The sequence below is a fragment of the Mesorhizobium sp. M0496 genome, from assembly GCF_040321205.1.
GTDB lineage: Bacteria > Pseudomonadota > Alphaproteobacteria > Rhizobiales > Rhizobiaceae > Mesorhizobium.
In genome coordinates this window covers 16,222-33,862 of record NZ_JAMYRC010000016.1, presented here as the reverse complement: position 1 = coordinate 33,862, position 17,641 = coordinate 16,222, and the positions used below count along the sequence as shown (strand labels likewise).

17 protein-coding genes are annotated in these 17,641 nt (G+C 60.2%); 15 read left to right on the top strand and 2 right to left on the bottom strand.

Annotation, left to right across the window (positions count from 1 at the left end; translation table 11 throughout):
• Positions 1-96: 96 nt before the first annotated feature.
• The 8 genes from nifS to nifA all read left to right on the top strand — a co-directional run bounded on the left by nifS (position 97) and on the right by nifA (position 8,612).
• Positions 97-1,263: a cysteine desulfurase NifS gene (nifS, locus tag NKI73_RS15910; protein WP_352631223.1), complete on the top strand. Its 1,167-nt coding sequence runs from the start codon at positions 97-99 to the stop codon at positions 1,261-1,263.
• A gap of 25 nt (positions 1,264-1,288) precedes the next feature.
• A complete protein-coding gene (nifV, locus tag NKI73_RS15905; RefSeq protein ID WP_352631221.1) occupies positions 1,289-2,497 on the top strand; it encodes a homocitrate synthase in 1,209 nt (402 codons plus the stop codon).
• Positions 2,494-2,874 (top strand): nitrogenase stabilizing/protective protein NifW, encoded by a 381-nt coding sequence (gene nifW / locus NKI73_RS15900; protein ID WP_023778148.1) that lies wholly within the window; start codon positions 2,494-2,496, stop codon positions 2,872-2,874. The genes nifV and nifW overlap by 4 nt, the downstream gene beginning before the upstream one ends.
• Positions 2,875-3,062: 188 nt before the next feature.
• Positions 3,063-3,914: an electron transfer flavoprotein subunit beta/FixA family protein gene (locus NKI73_RS15895; protein WP_023766899.1), complete on the top strand. Its 852-nt coding sequence runs from the start codon at positions 3,063-3,065 to the stop codon at positions 3,912-3,914.
• A gap of 17 nt (positions 3,915-3,931) precedes the next feature.
• A complete protein-coding gene (locus NKI73_RS15890) occupies positions 3,932-5,041 on the top strand; it encodes an electron transfer flavoprotein subunit alpha/FixB family protein (protein ID WP_023766900.1) in 1,110 nt (369 codons plus the stop codon).
• A 9-nt stretch (positions 5,042-5,050) separates the two neighbouring features.
• Complete coding sequence (locus NKI73_RS15885) at positions 5,051-6,358, top strand: FAD-binding protein (RefSeq protein WP_352631218.1); 1,308 nt, start codon at positions 5,051-5,053, stop codon at positions 6,356-6,358.
• Positions 6,359-6,369: 11 nt separating this feature from the next.
• Positions 6,370-6,669 carry a ferredoxin family protein gene (locus tag NKI73_RS15880; RefSeq protein WP_023678245.1) on the top strand — a complete coding sequence of 100 codons (300 nt, stop codon included), beginning with the start codon at positions 6,370-6,372 and terminating at the stop codon, positions 6,667-6,669.
• A gap of 179 nt (positions 6,670-6,848) precedes the next feature.
• Positions 6,849-8,612 carry a nif-specific transcriptional activator NifA gene (gene nifA / locus NKI73_RS15875; protein ID WP_502909564.1) on the top strand — a complete coding sequence of 588 codons (1,764 nt, stop codon included), beginning with the start codon at positions 6,849-6,851 and terminating at the stop codon, positions 8,610-8,612.
• Between the two features lie 217 nt (positions 8,613-8,829).
• On the opposite strand, the gene NKI73_RS15870 is transcribed toward nifA, so the two are convergent.
• The gene (locus NKI73_RS15870) at positions 8,830-9,003 is read right to left on the bottom strand and encodes a hypothetical protein (RefSeq protein WP_352631346.1); all 174 of its coding nucleotides are present in this window, start codon (positions 9,001-9,003) and stop codon (positions 8,830-8,832) included.
• Between NKI73_RS15870 and nifB the strand changes: the two genes are divergently transcribed.
• The 7 genes from nifB (at position 8,918) to NKI73_RS15835 (ending at position 15,947) form a co-directional block, all read left to right on the top strand.
• Positions 8,918-10,330: a nitrogenase cofactor biosynthesis protein NifB gene (gene nifB / locus NKI73_RS15865; protein ID WP_352631216.1), complete on the top strand. Its 1,413-nt coding sequence runs from the start codon at positions 8,918-8,920 to the stop codon at positions 10,328-10,330. The two genes, NKI73_RS15870 and nifB, sit on opposite strands and share 86 nt — an antisense overlap.
• Positions 10,331-10,361: 31 nt before the next feature.
• On the top strand, positions 10,362-10,556 hold the full coding sequence (locus NKI73_RS15860) for a 4Fe-4S dicluster domain-containing protein (protein WP_023672218.1): 195 nt from the start codon (positions 10,362-10,364) through the stop codon (positions 10,554-10,556).
• 96 nt (positions 10,557-10,652) lie between these two features.
• On the top strand, positions 10,653-10,973 hold the full coding sequence (locus NKI73_RS15855; protein WP_352631214.1) for a nitrogen fixation protein NifZ: 321 nt from the start codon (positions 10,653-10,655) through the stop codon (positions 10,971-10,973).
• Positions 10,970-11,182 carry a putative nitrogen fixation protein NifT gene (nifT, locus tag NKI73_RS15850; RefSeq protein WP_023795981.1) on the top strand — a complete coding sequence of 71 codons (213 nt, stop codon included), beginning with the start codon at positions 10,970-10,972 and terminating at the stop codon, positions 11,180-11,182. Before NKI73_RS15855 ends, nifT begins: the two co-directional genes overlap by 4 nt.
• Positions 11,183-11,215: 33 nt before the next feature.
• Positions 11,216-12,121, top strand: a complete 906-nt coding sequence (locus tag NKI73_RS15845; protein WP_352631211.1) for an SIR2 family NAD-dependent protein deacylase — start codon at positions 11,216-11,218, stop codon at positions 12,119-12,121.
• 72 nt (positions 12,122-12,193) lie between these two features.
• The gene (locus tag NKI73_RS15840) at positions 12,194-14,032 is read left to right on the top strand and encodes an ABC transporter ATP-binding protein (protein WP_352631209.1); all 1,839 of its coding nucleotides are present in this window, start codon (positions 12,194-12,196) and stop codon (positions 14,030-14,032) included.
• Positions 14,033-14,054: 22 nt separating this feature from the next.
• Positions 14,055-15,947 carry an ABC transporter ATP-binding protein gene (locus NKI73_RS15835; RefSeq protein WP_352631334.1) on the top strand — a complete coding sequence of 631 codons (1,893 nt, stop codon included), beginning with the start codon at positions 14,055-14,057 and terminating at the stop codon, positions 15,945-15,947.
• A 600-nt stretch (positions 15,948-16,547) separates the two neighbouring features.
• Here the strand turns inward: NKI73_RS15835 and NKI73_RS15830 are convergent.
• A complete protein-coding gene (locus NKI73_RS15830) occupies positions 16,548-17,588 on the bottom strand; it encodes an LLM class flavin-dependent oxidoreductase (RefSeq protein WP_352631207.1) in 1,041 nt (346 codons plus the stop codon).
• Between the last annotated feature and the right edge of the window lie 53 nt (positions 17,589-17,641).

Below are 17,641 nucleotides of genomic sequence, written 5' to 3'. Positions count from 1 at the left end.
GCTGCCAGTTCAGGCCCATTATCATCAACGGCATGCGCCAGAGGCTCAACGAGTCGGTCCGCGCCGCGTCATTCTGGTCAACTGAGGATCGCACCTATGAAGCCTGTCTACCTCGACAACAACGCAACCACACGGGTCGATCCTGCGGTCCTGCAAGCGATGTTGCCGTTCTTTAGGGATCAATTCGCCAACCCTTCGTCAGCGCACGCTCTTGGCGCCTCAGTCAATGCGGCGGTGACAAAGGCGCGGAGGCAGTTGCAAGCGCTGATCGGCGCGGAGTTCGACGATGAGATCACCTTCACCTCGGGTGGGACAGAAAGCGACAATGCAGCGCTTCTTTCAGCGCTCGAGGCGGCGCCCAACCGAACCGAGATCGTTACGTCCGCGGTCGAGCATCCCGCCGTGCTGACGCTCTGCGCGCATCTTGAGAAGACCCGCCGCGTCAAGGTGCACAGGATCCCGGTGGATTGTCGTGGCCGGCTCGACCTCGACGCCTATATGGCCGCCCTCACACCACAGGTGGCAATCGTATCAATAATGTGGGCGAACAACGAGACTGGTGTGATCTTCCCCGTGGCCAGGCTTGCCGAGTTGGCCAAGGAAGTGGGCGCCCTATTCCATACCGATGCTGTGCAGGCGGTCGGCAAGCTTTCGATGGACCTGAAGTCGACCGCAATCGACATGCTGTCGCTCTCCGGCCACAAGCTGCACGGGCCGAAAGGGATCGGCGCGCTTTTCGTAAAACGTGGCGTCAATTTCCATTCGCTCATCAAGGGGGGTCACCAAGAACACAACCGGCGTGCTGGTACCGAGAATACGCCCGGCATAGCCGGGCTCGGGACGGCGGCCGAACTCGCCTTGAAATTCATGGGCGACGAGACCACTCGGGTGAAGTCGCTCCGCGATCGCCTGGAGGGCGGGATCCTCCAGTGCATCCCAAGCACCTGTGTCACTGGTGATCCCCTGCAACGGTTGCCCAATACCGCAAACATCTCCTTCGAACATGTCGACAGTGATGGAATTCCACTTCTCCTCAGCCGCATTGGCATCGCGTGTTCCTCTGGCTCGGCCTGCACCTCCGGCTCTCTGGAACCAAGCCATGTCCTAAGCGCGATGAAAACGCCGCACGCGGCAGTCCGCTTCTCCTTGGCGCGGGACAACAGCGAAGAGGATATCGACCGGGTGCTCGAGGTCATGCCGGCAATCGTGGGGAAGCTGCGCAGCTTTTTCGGTTCTGGGCCGGGTAATCCGGTCTATGCGTGAGCGGCAGAAGAACAGGCTACCGGTCATGACCCGTCATGTCTCTCTCAACGATACGACCTTGCGCGATGGCGAGCAGGCGCCGGGCGTCGCCTTTACCACGACGGAAAAGCTGGAGATCGCCCAGTCTCTTGCGGCGGCCGGCGTGACAGAGATCGAGATCGGCACGCCGGTCATGGGCGTCGACGAGATCGAAACAATTCGCGCCGTGGTCGCGCGGCGTCTCCCGGTTCGGCTCATGGCTTGGTGCCGGATGACGTCGCTGGATCTCGATGCAGCGATCGAGAGCGGTGTCCACGCCGTCAATCTATCGCTGCCAGCGTCGGACATCCAACTTGCCGCCAAGCTCGGCCTCGACAAGGCGGGAGCGCTCCAGGTCATCGATCATATGGTCAGGCGCGCCGCCGCCGCCGGCTTCTTTGTCGCGGTGGGCTGCGAGGATGCCTCGCGGGCCAATCGGGATCATCTCGCCCGCGTCATCGAGACGGCTGCACGCGCTGGCGCAAGCCGCGTCAGGCTAGCCGACACGGTCGGTGTTCTCGACCCGTTTTCGACCTTTGAACTAGTCGCCCAGCTAGTGGCGCAGTCTCCAATCGACCTTGAATTTCATGCGCACAACGATCTCGGACTTGCTGGCGCCAACACGCTAGCCGCGATCCGCGCAGGCGCGCGCCATGCCTCCGTCACCGTCCTGGGGCTCGGCGAGCGTGCGGGCAATGCCGCGCTGGAAGAGGTGGCCGCCGCGATGGCGGTCTTCGGCGGCGCGGATACCGGCATCGAGCTGACCGCATTGCCCGGCCTCGCCGCCGAGGTGGCCTGGGCCGCCCGCCGGCAGACCGCGGCCACTAAGCCGGTCGTCGGCGCCGATGTTTTCACCCACGAATCCGGCATTCACGTCGCAGGGCTGCTGAAGGATTCGCGTACTTATCAGGGGCTTGATCCGGCTCTCGTGGGCCGCTGCCGGCGGATCGTCATCGGCAAGCATTCCGGCGCCACTGCGATTGCCCATGTGCTGAGCGAAAGCGGTCGCGATCTCGACCCGGATCTGGCAGCCGCGATGGTGGCCCGCGTCCGGCGCGAGGCGGCCGAGACCAAATCGACGCTCACTGCAACTCAACTGGTCGAGCTCTACGATAAAATGTGCAGCGAGGCGTCCCTCTTCGAGCTGTGCGGGTCCAGGTCAGCCGTGCGCGCGCGCGCAAAGGCCACAGTTTTGCGACCAGGGAGAATGCAATGAATTGTTCCGCTGACAGCCGCCCCATCGATGTCACAGACATCCTCGCACGACTGAAGCGCCTGTCGGCCGCGGAGGAGTTCTTCTCAGTCCTTGGCGTCTCCTATGACCCGAAGGTGCTGAATGTCTCGCGGCTCCATATAATGAAACGCGTGGGCCAATACCTTGCCGACGAAGATTTCTCCGGTCTGCCCGACCAGGTGATTGCCGCGAGGGTGCGCGCGACGCTCGAACGCGCTTACGAGGACTTTGCGATTTCCTCGCCGCTCACGCATCGGGTCTTCAAGGTGCTCAAAGACCACGATCCGAACAAACCTGCCGCGCCGGGTCACACCTTTGTCCCGTTCGACTCGGTACTGAAGCGGTTCGGACGGGAATGAGCGGCGACAAGGGTTGCGACGCGACAATGTCGAGCAGCCGACAAATCCGGTCATCACCACAGCGCCGTCAGAAGCAACCAGCCCAAGTTGTAGGAAAGGGGGCAGCGCAAGAGACTTGGCACGAATTATGCGGATCAAGGAGATAACCGCAATGCCCGCACCCGGACAGGAGCCTAGAGAAACCGCCAATGCACATCGTAATCTGCATCAAGCAGGTGCCGGACTCGGCACAGATAAGGGTCCATCCGGTGACGAACACAATCATGCGCCAGGGTGTTCCGACCATCATCAACCCTTACGACCTGTTCGCCCTCGAAGAAGCGCTCAGACTGCGCGATGCGTATGGCGGCGAAGTCACTGTGCTCACCATGGGTCCGCCCATGGCAGAGGACGCGCTGCGCAAGGCGCTCGGCTACGGCGCCGACCGAGCGGTGCTCTTGACCGACCGCTATTTTGCCGGCTCCGACACGCTGGCGACCTCGTTCGCCCTTTCACAGGCAATCGCGAAGGTCGGCGAAACGTTCGGCACGCCAGATCTCGTCTTCACCGGCAAGCAGACGATCGATGGCGACACCGCCCAGGTCGGGCCCGGCATCGCCAAGCGCCTCGGACTCCTGCAACTGACCTATGTCGCGAAGATCCCCTCTATTGACCTTGCTGCAGGCGAGATCAAGGTCGAGCGCCGCTCCGAAGGCGGCACACAGATGCTGAAGAGCAGGCTGCCTTGCCTCATCACCATGCTGGAAGGCACAAACGAGATCCGCCGGGGCTCGATCCACGACGCCTTGTGCGCCGCGCGCAGCCAGGTCTTGAAATGGAGCGCGGCCGACGCCGGCATCGAGGATCTCACCAAATGCGGCCTGCGCGGCTCACCGACGGTCGTCAAGCGTGTTTTCGCCCCTGCTGCGCGAGCTGAAAAGGCGGCACTAATCGACACCGCCGAGAAGGCCTTGCGCGATGTCGCTGACGAACTCATCACCGCAATCTTCACCCGCCAGCCGGCGCTGGAACATGAGCTCGCCTTCAACGGCGGCGCGTGACGGCAAGGAGTAAAACGATGTCGACCGCGAACCGAGAAACCCCTCGCCCTGCCGCCGGCCGCGCCGGCATAAAGAAGGAGCTGCCCGCCCATTTCAAGGACTACCGGCACGTCTGGGTTTTCATCGAGCTCGAACGCGGCCAGGTCCATCCCGTATCATTCGAACTGCTCGGCGAAGGCCGCAAATTAGCAGACAAGCTTCAGGTCCAGCTTGCAGGCGTCGTGCTCGGACCGCCGGGAGAGGCCGTCGGGAACGCCGTTGCCGAAGCATTCGCTTATGGTGCTGACCTTGTCTACATCGCCGAGGCGCCCCTGCTCGCCGACTATCGGAACGAGCCTTTCACCAAGGCGATGACGGATCTGGTCGATACCCACAAACCCGAAATCCTTCTTCTCGGTGCCACCACACTCGGCAGGGATCTTGCCGGCTCCGTGGCGACGACCTTGCAGACAGGGCTCACGGCCGACTGCACCGAACTCGATGTGGATACCGACAGTTCGCTCGCCGCCACGCGTCCGACTTTCGGCGGTTCCTTGTTGTGCACGATCTATACGCTCAATTTCCGCCCTCAGATGGCGACAGTGCGGCCAAGGGTCATGCCCATGCCGCAGCGGACGGATAAACCGGTCGGGCGTGTCATCCGGCACAAGCTCTCGCTTGCCGAGGACGAGATCGCTACCAAAGTCCTCGGCTTCCTGCCGGACAATCAGTCGGCAAAGGCAAACCTTGCCTATGCCGACGTCGTGGTTGCGGGAGGCCTTGGTCTTGGCGCGGCGGAGAACCTGCAGCTTGTGAAGAACCTCGCGCGAGCAATCGGCGCCGAGCATGGCTGTTCGCGCCCGTTAGTCCAGAAGAGCTGGATGCCAGCTGATCGGCAGATCGGCCAAACTGGCAAGACCATCCGGCCGAAGCTTTACATAGCGGCCGGGATTTCCGGCGCCGTCCAGCATCGGGTTGGCGTCGAGGGGGCGGATCTCATCGTGGCCATCAATACCGACCCGAACGCGCCGATTTTCGATTTCGCTCACCTCGGAATCGTCACCGACGCGATCCGCTTCCTGCCCGCACTGACGGAAGCCTTCACCCGGCGGCTGTCGCCCCACAGTCGCGATAAGCTTGCGAGCTAAGGGACGGACATGATCGAGGAAAACTTCGACGCCATTGTTGTTGGGGCAGGCATGTCCGGAAACGCAGCTGCTTACACCATGGCCAGCCATGGCCTAAAGGTGCTGCAGTTGGAGCGCGGTGAATATCCGGGCTCCAAGAATGTCCAAGGTGCCATCATGTACGCGAACATGCTGGAGAAGATCATCCCGGATTTCAGGGACGATGCGCCTCTCGAGCGGCATTTGGTTGAACAGCGGCTTTGGGTGATGGACGACACATCCCATACCGGGATTCACTATCGGTCGGACGACTTCAATGAGGCCAAGCCCAACCGATACACAATCATCCGTGCCCAGTTCGACAAATGGTTTTCGCGTAAGGTGCGCGAGGCCGGCGCGACGGTTCTGTGCGAGACGACCGTGACGGAGCTCATCCGTGACGCCAAGGACAGGGTGATTGGCGTGCGCACAGACCGGGCCGGCGGAGCCATCTACGCGGACGTGGTCGTTCTCGCAGAAGGTGTCTGCGGACTGCTTGGCACGCGAGCCGGCCTGCGGCAGATGCCGAAGCCACAAACCGTGGCGCTCGCCGTCAAGGAAATGCATTTCCTGCCCGAAGAGGTCATTGAGCAGCGGTTCGGCGTCAAGGGCGATGAAGGCTGCGTGATCGAGGCGGTGGGCACGACCTCCCGCAGCATGGCCGGGCTCGGCTTCCTCTACACCAACAAGGAGTCGATCTCACTGGGCATTGGCTGCCTCGTCTCCGATTTCGCCGCGATGGTCGAGAGCCCCTACGTTCTCCTCGACGCCTTAAAGAGCCATCCTTCGATCCGGCCGCTGATCGCCGGCTCGGAAGTGAAAGAATATTCCGCACACCTCATTCCCGAAGGCGGCTACAAGGCTATTCCGCAGCTGTTTGGCGACGGTTGGGTCGTGGTCGGCGATGCCGCGCAACTGAACAACGCCATTCACCGCGAGGGTTCGAACCTCGCCATGACCTCCGGCCGCATCGCGGCTGAGGCAATCATCGAGGTCAACAGCCGCAACGCTCCTATGACCAAACGAAATCTCGCTCTTTACAAAGCCATGCTGGACAAGTCCTTCGTGGTCAAGGACCTAAAGAAATACAAAGATATGCCGGCCTTGCTCCACACCAATTCCTGCAATTACTTCACAACTTATCCGCGGTTGATGTCGCAAGCCGCGCAGAACTTCATGCGTGTCGACGGCACGCCGAAGATCGAGAAGGAAAAGGCGACCACGGCGGCCTTCATCAAGGCGCGCTCGCGTTGGGGGCTGGTCAGCGACGCGGTCCGCCTTGCATTGGCGTGGCGCTGAAGGGAGACGAAATGACGATCGCAGTGACAAAGTCACGTGTCGAGGACAAGCTTTACCAGAACCGCTACTTGGTGGATTCCGGCCGCCCGCATATCAAAGTGCGACCGCACGAGAGGCCAAGCGCGAACTTGCTCGCGCTTACCCACGTCTGCCCGGCGAAATGTTATGAGTTGAACGACAAAGGTCAAGTGGAGATCACTGCTGACGGCTGCATGGAGTGCGGCACCTGCCGGATTTTGTGTGAGACCAGTGGCGAGATCGAGTGGAACTATCCACGCGGCGGTTTCGGAGTCCTCTTCAAATTCGGATGACCGACGCACGCACGTATTAAGAGGGTTGATCTTGATACAGTTTAGGTCTCGCCCAACGCCAAGTCTATCTTCGTTGCTTCGATCGTCGCTTTGACGAAGAGAAGCTCGTGAATACTGTGCTTTCAGAATTCAGATAAAAAAGGAGGAGCACTCTGGACCACAACCCCTGAGGTGTTTCCATGACCCACGGACCGCAAGATCGGGTCGACGAGGTTGGACCTCGGGAGACCCGCCCTGAACCGCCCATCAAAAGCATGCCCCAATCAGATATCGCGCTCAGAGGACTCTACGAGATATCGAAGGTGCTGACCGCCCCCAGCGAGCTGGAGATTACGCTCGCCAATGTCGTGAACGTCCTGCCTTCATTTCTGCAGATGCGTCACGGAGCAATCGTCGTCCTGGACGCTGAAGGAGAGCTGGAGATTGCCGCGACTGCCGGCAATACCCACGTACGTCAATCAGGCACTCGCCGCGTCATACCACAGGCCGTAACAGATCAAATCGTCGCTACGGGGACGCCGCTCTTCATACCGGACGTGCGCAAGTCCCAACTATTTCAGGCTGACCTTCAAACGTCTTCGAGCATCGGAACCATCCCAATTGCCTTTATCGGTATCCCGCTAAAGGCTGATCATAAGATCCTTGGGACATTGTCGATCGACCGCGCCGGAGACGGCGCCACCGACTTTCGCGACGACGAGGACATTTATTTCCTGACGATGGTCGCCAACCTTGTCGGCCGGACCATCCGCCTCCATCGCGCCCTGAGTACAGATCGTCAGCGGTGTGGCCATGAGCAATCGGGACCGGAGAAATCGCCCAACGAGGGGAGGACCTACGGCCCTGCCCGGCATGCGGATGCCAAAATCGACGGGATCATCGGGGAAAGCCCCGCACTCAAGCAGGTGCTCGAAACCGTCTCGGTCGTAGCAGGGACCAATTCCACCGTGCTTCTGCGGGGTGAAAGCGGCACCGGCAAGGAATTCTTTGCGCAGGCCATCCATAAGCTCTCACGTCGGAGGAAGAAGTCTTTCGTCAAATTGAACTGCGCCGCACTGTCTGAAAGCGTTCTGGAGTCAGAACTGTTTGGGCATGAAAAGGGCGCTTTCACGGGTGCTATCTCCCAGCGCGCCGGTCGTTTTGAATTGGCAAATGAGGGAACGCTGCTACTTGACGAAATCGGCGAGATTTCGCCGGCCTTTCAAGCCAAGCTGTTGCGTGTCTTGCAGGAAGGCGAGTTGGAGCGAGTCGGCGGCAACAAAACGCTACAGGTCGACGTGCGCCTCATATGCGCCACCAACAAGGACCTCGAGACGGCCGTCATAAAAGGGGAGTTCAGGGCCGACCTTTATTACCGCATCAATGTCGTGCCAATTATCCTGCCGCCGCTCAGAGAGCGACCCGGCGATATTCCACGTCTTGCGAACGCCTTCCTCAACCGGTTCAACAAGGAGAACGATCGCGCACTAGCCTTCGCGGCGCCGGCGCTTGACCTGATCTCGCAATGTTACTTCCCTGGTAACGTCCGCGAGCTGGAGAACTGCGTCCAAAGGACGGCCACACTTGCGCGCTCAAGGACGATCACTCCATCCGATTTCGCCTGTAAAAAGGGCCAGTGCCTTTCCTGGCTCCTCTGGAAGCGAGCCGACCGCTCGAATGGCGGCAATGCCATCGACGATCTCGCACGGGTCAACGCAGTGCCGGTCGGATTGCGGCTGCCGGCCAGTTGCATCGGTGCCTCCGCAGGCAAGATATCTCCCCTTACGGCCGGCGATCCGAACGATCCCGCTTGTCCCCCGCGTCTGGCGGAACGCGACCGGGTGATCGACGCGATGGACAAGGCCGGTTGGGTTCAGGCCAGGGCGGCTCGTATCCTCGGCCTCACGCCGCGGCAAGTCGGCTACGCCCTGCGTCGGCATGGTATCGTGGTGAAGAAATTCTAGACGTCGTGATGACGTCAACCGTAAGCAGCCCGGAGTGGTCTCGCTCACACTCTGCGCGCCCGAGGCTGCTAGCCTCGCGACCCTATTTGCTTGTCCACTGTCGTAAGCCCGACAAAGGTGTGTCGGAGCAATCCGAAGGAATCTGACACGACAAGCCTATTCGTGAACCGAAACAGCTCTTTGAGCTGGCATAGCTCTTGCGCTTTGAACTGCGACATCACGCAGCAATGGAGCCGTTCATGTCTGCACCGGCAATTTCGCTTGAGAGCCTCAGCACGACATTCGGTGACCAGTTGCTTGGCACCATGAAACCCGGGGGCTGCGCGTCTTCGTCCTGCGGCTCGTCGACAAAGCCCGACGACACGGATCCGGCTGTCTGGGAGAAGATCAAGGATCACCCCTGCTTTTCAGAAGAGGCGCATCACTATTTTGCGCGCATGCACGTCGCGGTCGCGCCGGGCTGCAACATCCAGTGCAACTACTGCAATCGCAAATATGACTGCGCCAACGAAAGCCGGCCTGGGGTGGCCTCCGAAAAGCTGACGCCCGACCAGGCGCTACGCAAGGCGATCGCGGTCGCCAGCGAGGTGCCGCAGCTTTCCGTGCTCGGCATCGCCGGACCGGGCGACGCCTGCTACGACTGGAAGAAGACGAAGGCGACCTTCGCCAGGGTCGCCAGGGAAATCCCAGACATCAAGTTTTGCATCTCCACGAATGGGCTCGCGCTACCGGACCATGTCGATGAGCTTGCTGACATGAATGTCGATCACGTGACGATCACCATCAACATGGTCGACCCTGAGGTCGGTGCAAAGATCTATCCTTGGATCTTTTACGACCATCGCCGCTACGTCGGCATCGAAGCCGCCCGGATCCTGCACGAGCGGCAGATGTTGGGCCTGGAGATGCTGACCGCGCGCGGCATCCTCACCAAAATCAATTCGGTGATGATTCCTGGCGTGAACGATGAGCATCTGATCGAGGTGAATAGATGGGTCAAGGAGCGAGGCGCGTTCCTGCACAACCTCATGCCGCTGATTTCGGACCCGGCGCACGGCACGCACTACGGACTGAGTGGGCAGCGCGGCCCAAACGCAAAGGAGCTGAAGGCTCTTCAGGATCGTCTCGAAGGCGGCGCCCAGTTGATGCGCCACTGCCGGCAGTGCCGGGCAGATGCCGTCGGCATGCTTGGCGAGGATCGTGGCCAGGAATTCACGGCCGACCGGATTCCCGGCGAGGTCACCTACGATGCCAGCAAACGCAAGGCTTATCGGGAGTTGGTCGCGCAGGAGCGCCGTGATCACGTGGCGGCCAGAAGTGAAGCGATCGGATTGGTCAAGGCAGCGAGGCCCGGCAAATCCGTCCTCTTCGCGGTGGCGACCAAGGGCGGCGGCCGCGTCAACGAACATTTCGGCCATGCGAAGGAATTCCAGGTTTACGAAGCCTCGCCGAGAGGCATCAGCTTTGTCGGCCATCGCAAGGTCGAGCAGTATTGTCTCGGCGGCTGGAGCGCAGAGGCCACCCTCGATGGCATCATCGCAGCCCTTCAAGGCATAGATATCGTGCTGTGCGCCAGGATTGGAACTTGCCCGCAGGATCAGCTCGCGGAGGCTGGAATCCAAGCGACCGATGCTTTTGCCCATGACTATATCGAGACGGCAATCAGCGCGATTTACACCGCCACGTCAGGGGCCCCCGCACTCGCGGCGACGGCCTGAGCTGTCTCATCCATTCGGACCAGGAGTTAAAATGGCTTTCAAGATCATCGCATCCCAATGCACCCAATGCGGCGCCTGCGAATTCGAATGTCCTTCCGGCGCGATCAAGTTCAAAGGCGAGAGCTACGTGATCGAGTCACAGAAGTGCACCGAATGCGAGGGGGTCTTCGATGCGCAGCAATGTGCCTCGGTATGTCCGGTGCCGAAGACCTGCGTTCCTGCGTGACCCCATGGGCTGCCGACATGGTTGGGGTTGCCTACGCAGCACGCCAGGAACGCCTTGTTCACAATCTGCAGCCCCAAGAGAAATCAGGGAACGGACATGTCGCTCGGACGCGAAGAGGAGATCGAAATCCGCACGCCGCCACGCTTCATGCCGGGAGAGCGGGTACGTGCTACTCGCCACATAAAGAATGACGGCACCTATCCCGGCAGGGAGATCGGCGAAAATCTCGTGCGCAAGGGCGACGAGGGATATGTGCGCGACATCGGCACCTTTCTCCAGCAGTTCTTCATCTATGCGGTCGAGTGGATCGACCGTGGCACCGTCGTCGGCATGCGAGCGCGTGAACTGATGAGCCTCGACAAAGCCGAGGCGTCCTGCAGTGCTGAAAGCAATTCCAATGAAGGGACGGCCAGATGAAAGTCATGATCCGCAGGACCGATGCTGGCTTGTCGGCGTATGTCCCCAAAAAAGACCTCGAAGAGCCGATCATCAAGCTCGAGAAGGAAGAGTTGTGGGGCGGAACTATCACGCTCCGGAACGGGTGGCGGCTCCTCCTACCCGATCTTCCACGGGATACGCGTCTGCCGATCACTGTCGAGGCAAGGAAGGTTTCCGAAGAGGACTGATGCTGCCCCTAGGTGCGTCGCGAGGAAACGAGCATGAACACGATCCTGACATCGGACCACCTCGTCATCGTGCGGGACAGTTTTGCCGATAAGCTGCTTGACTTGGCGAAGGAAGCGCTCGCCGCCGATGAGGTGATCCCCTATCTCGGTCCGGGTCTTCTTGGGTTGAACTGTGCGGAACCGCCAGTGCCGCATACTCCGGAGGTCGTTGCCGCGGCACTCAATGCACGGGCGCCCGCCCCTTCCAGGATCCGCACCAATATGTGGTCGGTTGCGCAGTTCATCGAACAGCGCCGGCATCGCCGGACGCTTCAAGCTTGGATGACCGAGATATTCGCAGCGCCGGTGAGGCCAACCCTCCTCCACGCCTGGCTCGCAAGGCTGCCGCTCTCCCTCATCATCGACAGCTGGTATGACAGCGCGATGCGCACGGCTCTCGTGGAGACCGGCCGAACGGACGTCGTTGAGATACAAGGCGTCACGCGGGCGAACGAAATCGGCAACATTTGGACGAAAACCTACGATTTGTCCGGGAGGGAGCTCGACGCTCGATCGGGGGCAAAGACGGTCCTCTATGCACCTCACGGGAGTAGTAGGCCCTCGCAAAACTTTCTCGTCGCAGATTCCGACTATGTCGAAGTCCTGACCGAAATTGATATCCAGACACCGATCCCAGACGTGGTGAAGGAACGGCGCATCACCCGTGGATTTTTCTTCGTTGGCTGCCGCTTCAACGATCAGATGCTGCGCACCTACGCCAGACAGATCATGAAGCGCTCCCGCGGTCCCTACTGCACTGTAATGGACGCGGAAACCCTGACCAGAAACGAAGCGCGTTTCCTTGCGGCAAGCGGAATCACGGTGATCGACATGCCAGTAGGTGAAGCGGCGGCTCGGCTTCTGGGAACGGGCAAGGCTGCAGGTTGTGGACAGGATTAAAATGGCGGTCGCCTTTGATGATGCGTCCTTCGGCTTTCCTCGAAGGCGCAAAATGCAGTCGGGAATACACCCGTGAACAGTGATGCTGTCGGCAGCGCAACGAACGCTCTGAATTCGTTGACCCATGTTGAAGCGGCGCGCTGGGGCCGGGATTTGAGTACGCTGTTGCGCATAACGCGTATGAATTTTCGGCATCCCTGGCAGGTCGCCTTCGCTATGGGCTCGACGATCATGGCGGCAATCCTCCAGTTGCTCATTCCCCAGCTTCTCGGCCGGGCTGTCGACCAGGCCCAGACAGCCATCGGGGGCGGCGGGAGCGCGGCAGGGCAAGCGCTCTGGACCCCGGCTCTCCTGCTGCTCGCCGTCAGCGCGCTACGCGGCCTTTTCACGATGGCGCAGAACTATTTTGCCGAAGCCGTCGGGCATCATGTCGCGTACGAACTGCGGCTCGCCTACTACGACAAGATCCAGCGTCTCAGCTTTTCCTTTCACGATCGGGTCCATTCAGGCGATCTGATCACCATCGGAATGCTCGATCTCCAAGGGGTGCGGATGTATTTTTCCACCGCGCTCGTTCGCGTGGTCCTGCTCACCATGCTGATCGGGATCGGCGCCTACATGATGATCTCGATCGATCTCATGCTCGGCCTGGTCGCGCTGAGCTTCGTGCCTTTTGTCGCCTGGCGCTCATCGACCACACAGCTTAGGCTGCGCGCCACCTGGCTCGACCTCTATGAGCGCCTTTCGGTACTAAGCCGCGTGATGAAGGAAAATCTCGCAGGCATCCGCGTGGTCCGCGCTTTTGCGGCTCAATCCTATGAGATGCTGAAGTTCGACCGCGCTTCCAAGACCGCGCTCGGCCTCGCCAACGATCTCGTTGACATCTACGTACCCAGCACGTCGGCGATGACCTTGTCCTTCTTTTTCGCAATGGGATTGGTGCTTTGGATCGGTGGCAACAAGCTCATCGCTGGCGAGATCAGCGTCGGAACGATGGCGACCTTCCTGACCTTCATGACCATCCTGCAAATGCCAGTCCGCCAGATCGGCCTCATGGTCAATGCCTTTGCCCGCGCTTCCAGCTGCGGTTCGCGGCTTTTCGGTCTCCTCGATCAGGAGATCACGATCAGGGATGCTCTCGAGGCCAGACTGCTTGAGATAAGCGACGGCACTCTGCGCTTCCACAATGTCTCATTTGCGTACCCCAATGTCGAAAACCGCGCCATTCTGAAGAACCTCAGCTTTGAGGCCCGGAGAGGCGAGACGATCGCGATCGTCGGTCCGCAGGGTTCCGGCAAATCGACGATGGCTCATCTGATCCCCCGCTTTTACGACGTGACCGGTGGCGCCATCACGTTGGACGGCCAGGACATACGCAATGTCACCCTCGAGAGCCTTCGCAAGGCGGTTGCCGTTGTACAGCAGGATGCGTTCCTGTTCACCACCACGATTGAGAACAACATCGCTTATGGCGACCCCTGGGCGAAGAGACAGCGAATTGAACGCGCTGGCGAATTCGCCCAGCTCCACAACTACATCCTCGGGCTCCCAGCAGGGTATGAGACGGTCGTGGGCGAACGCGGCGTCTCTCTCTCTGGCGGCCAGCGCCAGCGTCTCACGATTGCTCGCACCATGATGCTGCGCCCCTCTGTCGTCGTTTTCGACGACTCGATGGCCGCGATCGATGCCGGCACCGAGCAGCGCATTCGCGCGGCGACGCGGCGCTTCGCCAAGGATCGGGTGACGATCATCATCGCGCACCGGCTGAGTGCGCTTATGCATGCCGATCAGATCCTTTTTGTCGATAACGGCGAAATCGTAGAACGCGGCACGCATGAAGAGCTTCTGGCGAAGCGGGGACGCTACAGGGCCCTTTACGATCTCCAGACGCGCCCAGGTGTTAGCATATGACCCAGTATGGGGGCGCCCGCTGATGGACCAGGGCCCCGGCGAACTCGAAGCCGAACGTGACGACGGCAGACGCCCTCCGCGCGCGGTCGTCGGCTCGCACCGGATCGAGGAGGAGATGTTCGGCCGGGCTTTCGACAAGAGCATCCTCCGCCGGATCTGGGGCTTCGTCCATCCCTATCGGGCAAAGGTAGTTGTCACGATTGTCGCGATGTTGATCTTCACCGGGACGCAGCTTCTCATCCCCTTGATCATCCGCTACGCGATCGACCAGGGCATGAACCCGGCAGCGAGCGATCGCTCAGCCCAGCTTGCGGCCGTCGGCGCGTTCCTTTCGGCGATTTTGGTCAATTTCGCCGCCGGTTACATGCAGGAAACCTTGGATGGGAAAATTGCCGAAACTGTCCTGTTCGACATCCGCCGCGCCATGTTTGGCCATCTGCAAAAGGTTTCGCTCTCTTTCATGGACAAGACTGAGGTCGGACGCCTGATGTCGCGGCTGCAAGGCGACGTTAACTCCATACAGGAGTTCCTGGAAACCTCGGTATATTCCCTAGGCGATGTTGCGCTTCTCTTCGGCATCGTTTTCGTAATGCTGTGGCTCGACTTTCGCCTCGGCCTCCTGACGCTGTCGGTTCTACCGATCCTGGTGATCGTCCGCATTGTCTGGCTGCCGCGTGCCCGCGACGCCTTCATGGCTGCACACGAAACCAATTCCGTCGTTAATGGCGCGCTGGCCGAAGCCATTCACGGCGTGCGGACCATACAGTCGATGGATCGCCAGCAGGTGAATTTCATTCTTTTCGACGACCAGGCCCATGCCAACCTCAGGACCCAACTGATCGCTGCCAGATATGCACTGGTCATGGTGCCTATCGTCGATGGCCTCACGGGCCTCGCCTTGGCCGCCGTTATTGTGGTCGGCGGCTCGATGGTCGTGAATAGCCGTATAGATGTGGGCGTGTTGGTAGCCTACCTGTTTTACATCCAGCGCTTCTTTGACCCGATCCGCTCACTCACCTTGCAATATTCGATCATGCAGCGCGCCATGGCCTCAGGCAAGCGCCTGACCGATGTGCTCGATGTCAAGATCGATGTTCAGGACAAACCCAATGCCGAGGTACTTTCGCCCGAAATGGACGGCTCGGTCGAGTTTAGGGACGTCACATTCGGCTACGATCCGAACCGTTCGGTTCTGAAAAATGTCTCCTTCAGGGTCAACCCCGGCGAGACGGTCGCACTGGTCGGACCGAGCGGTTCTGGCAAATCGAGTGCGATGGCCCTGGTCCACCGCTTCTATGATGTTCAGCAGGGTCAGGTGCTGGTCGGCGGGCATGATGTGCGCGACCTCACCCAAGAATCGCTCGGCCGCCAGGTCGCCATGGTGCTGCAGGAGCCATTCCTGTTCACCGGGACGGTCTTCGAGAACATTCGATACCAGAAGACGGAAGCCACGCGCGACAAGGTGATCGAGGCGGCGACGGCGGTCGGCGCGCATGACTTCGTCATGAGCCTCGCCGACGGGTATGAGACCCAACTTGGCGAACGCGGCGACAACTTATCTCTTGGCCAGCGCCAGCTTATCAGTTTCGCCCGGGCCCTCGTCGCTGACGCCAAGATCCTCGTGCTCGACGAAGCTACCGCCAACATCGACAGCTACACGGAATTGCAGATTCAGAAGGCTCTGATCAAGCTGCTTGAAGGGCGGACTGGCCTCGTCATCGCCCACCGCCTCGCCACGATCCGGGGGGCCGACCGCATCATCGTGCTTCAGAATGGCCAAGTTGTTGCGACTGGCAACCACGATGAGCTAATAGCCATGGGCGGCCTGTATTCCAAACTCTACTATCTCAACTATGCCTCCTTCGACGACATCCCCGAACACGAGACCACCGTGCAAGCTGGCTCCCAGACCTGACTTTTTGGCGGCCTTGTGGTAGTGGCGTTGACTTTCGGGCGTGTCGGCGGACCACTCAGGCACCGCAGACGGCCAGCAGGCAGCATTCAAGGACAAGCACTCCTCGCAGTTCGTGAAGACCGGCTGCGAACGATTTCCTCCAGCATCGTATCCCGACCGCGGTGCACCCCATCATCGGGCGAGCTCGCTCCTGGTGGTGGCTGGGCGTAGCAAAGCCGCTCGCGAGCGCGCCCTCAACAGCGCCGAAGCGAGTGGCGGCTTTGCTACCGCCGGGCCGCTGATGAAGCTGGAGGTGCCGCACCGACGCCGCCCCGGGCGAGAAGAACCTCTGCCGCGGGCTATGGGCAACGGCTAGCGCGAGCGGGACGAGCAGACGCGTGCCTGCATTGTGACGCGCTCGGCCATCATCTCCTTAGGATCATGCAGGTTCACAAGATGGCCCAGACGCCAGCCAACGCACAAACCTGGTATTCTGTGCCGCCGGCTCGTCGTCAGTTTGGCCTCCCTCCCGATTGCCCGTCCCCACCACGTGCACGCTAGAGCACGTGGATGTGAGGGAGCGCTGTACAACGATTCAACCTCAGACTGCGAATTTCATGGTCAGCCAAGTCGAGCCATGATTTCGGATTGGATGGTCGTCGCAGTGTACAGGGAAGCATCTAGCGGCAGATTTCCAAATGCCAGTTGACAAAGCAGGTAGTTGGCACCTGCCTCTTCCAACTGACCTAACAGAGCTTTTCGCACAGATTCTGCTGATCCTACCACGCACAATTCACTCTCGACCGCCGCATCGAAGGTCAGCGGCAGGTTTGGTGGAGTGGGGATAGCGTTAAGCTCGTAAAGGAATTGGAAGCTCTTGAGCCAGCGTTCGTAAGCAGGTGCCGCGAGCGAATAGGCATGTGTGTCACAACGCCCAACCACGACCATGCGGAGCAATCCGATAAATTGCGCCTGATCCCCCGCGCCAGCGTTGTCCTCTCGATAGGCGCGGAACGCATCAGTAGTTTTGCGAACAGAAGAGGAAGGTCCTACACACGCGATATTTGTTCCATTCGCAGCCGCCCAAGCTGCGGACTCGGGTCGAGTGGCAGCGACCCATGTCGGCGGATGTGGACGCTGATGAGGTCTTAACGTCAAAGGAACGTCATTGAGATCAAAATGGCGGCCTTGATAGCATAGCGTGCCGACCTTCATCGGATTAACAAGTATTTCCATGAGGATTTCGCTGGCTTCGGCATAACGGCCCGGCACCGCGTCCGCACCAATCCCGAAGTAGCCCAATTCGATCGGGAGAGCACCGCGCCCTATGCCCAGTTCGAGCCTGCCACCGCTCAACTGGTCCAGCATACAGATCTCTTCGAACGCACGCAGCGGATGATAAAGCGCAAGCAGCATCACCAAGGGTCCGAGACGCAAGCGCCGGGTGCGCTGGGCGACGCTCGATAAGAACAGATTCGGCGATGGACCTCTCCCATGGGGAGTACAGTGATGTTCTGCGAGATGATAGGCATAGAACCCTAGCTGATCGCACGCCTCTGCTAATATCAGGCGATCTTCGTATTGCCGACCGATGTCGCGGCCATCCTCGTCCAGATGATCGAAGATGCCGAACGCTAGGTTTGAAGGAAAGACGTTTGTCACTCGATAAGTCCCCGATTTTAAAAGCAGGCTGTTCTCTTGCTGGGATGACCAAC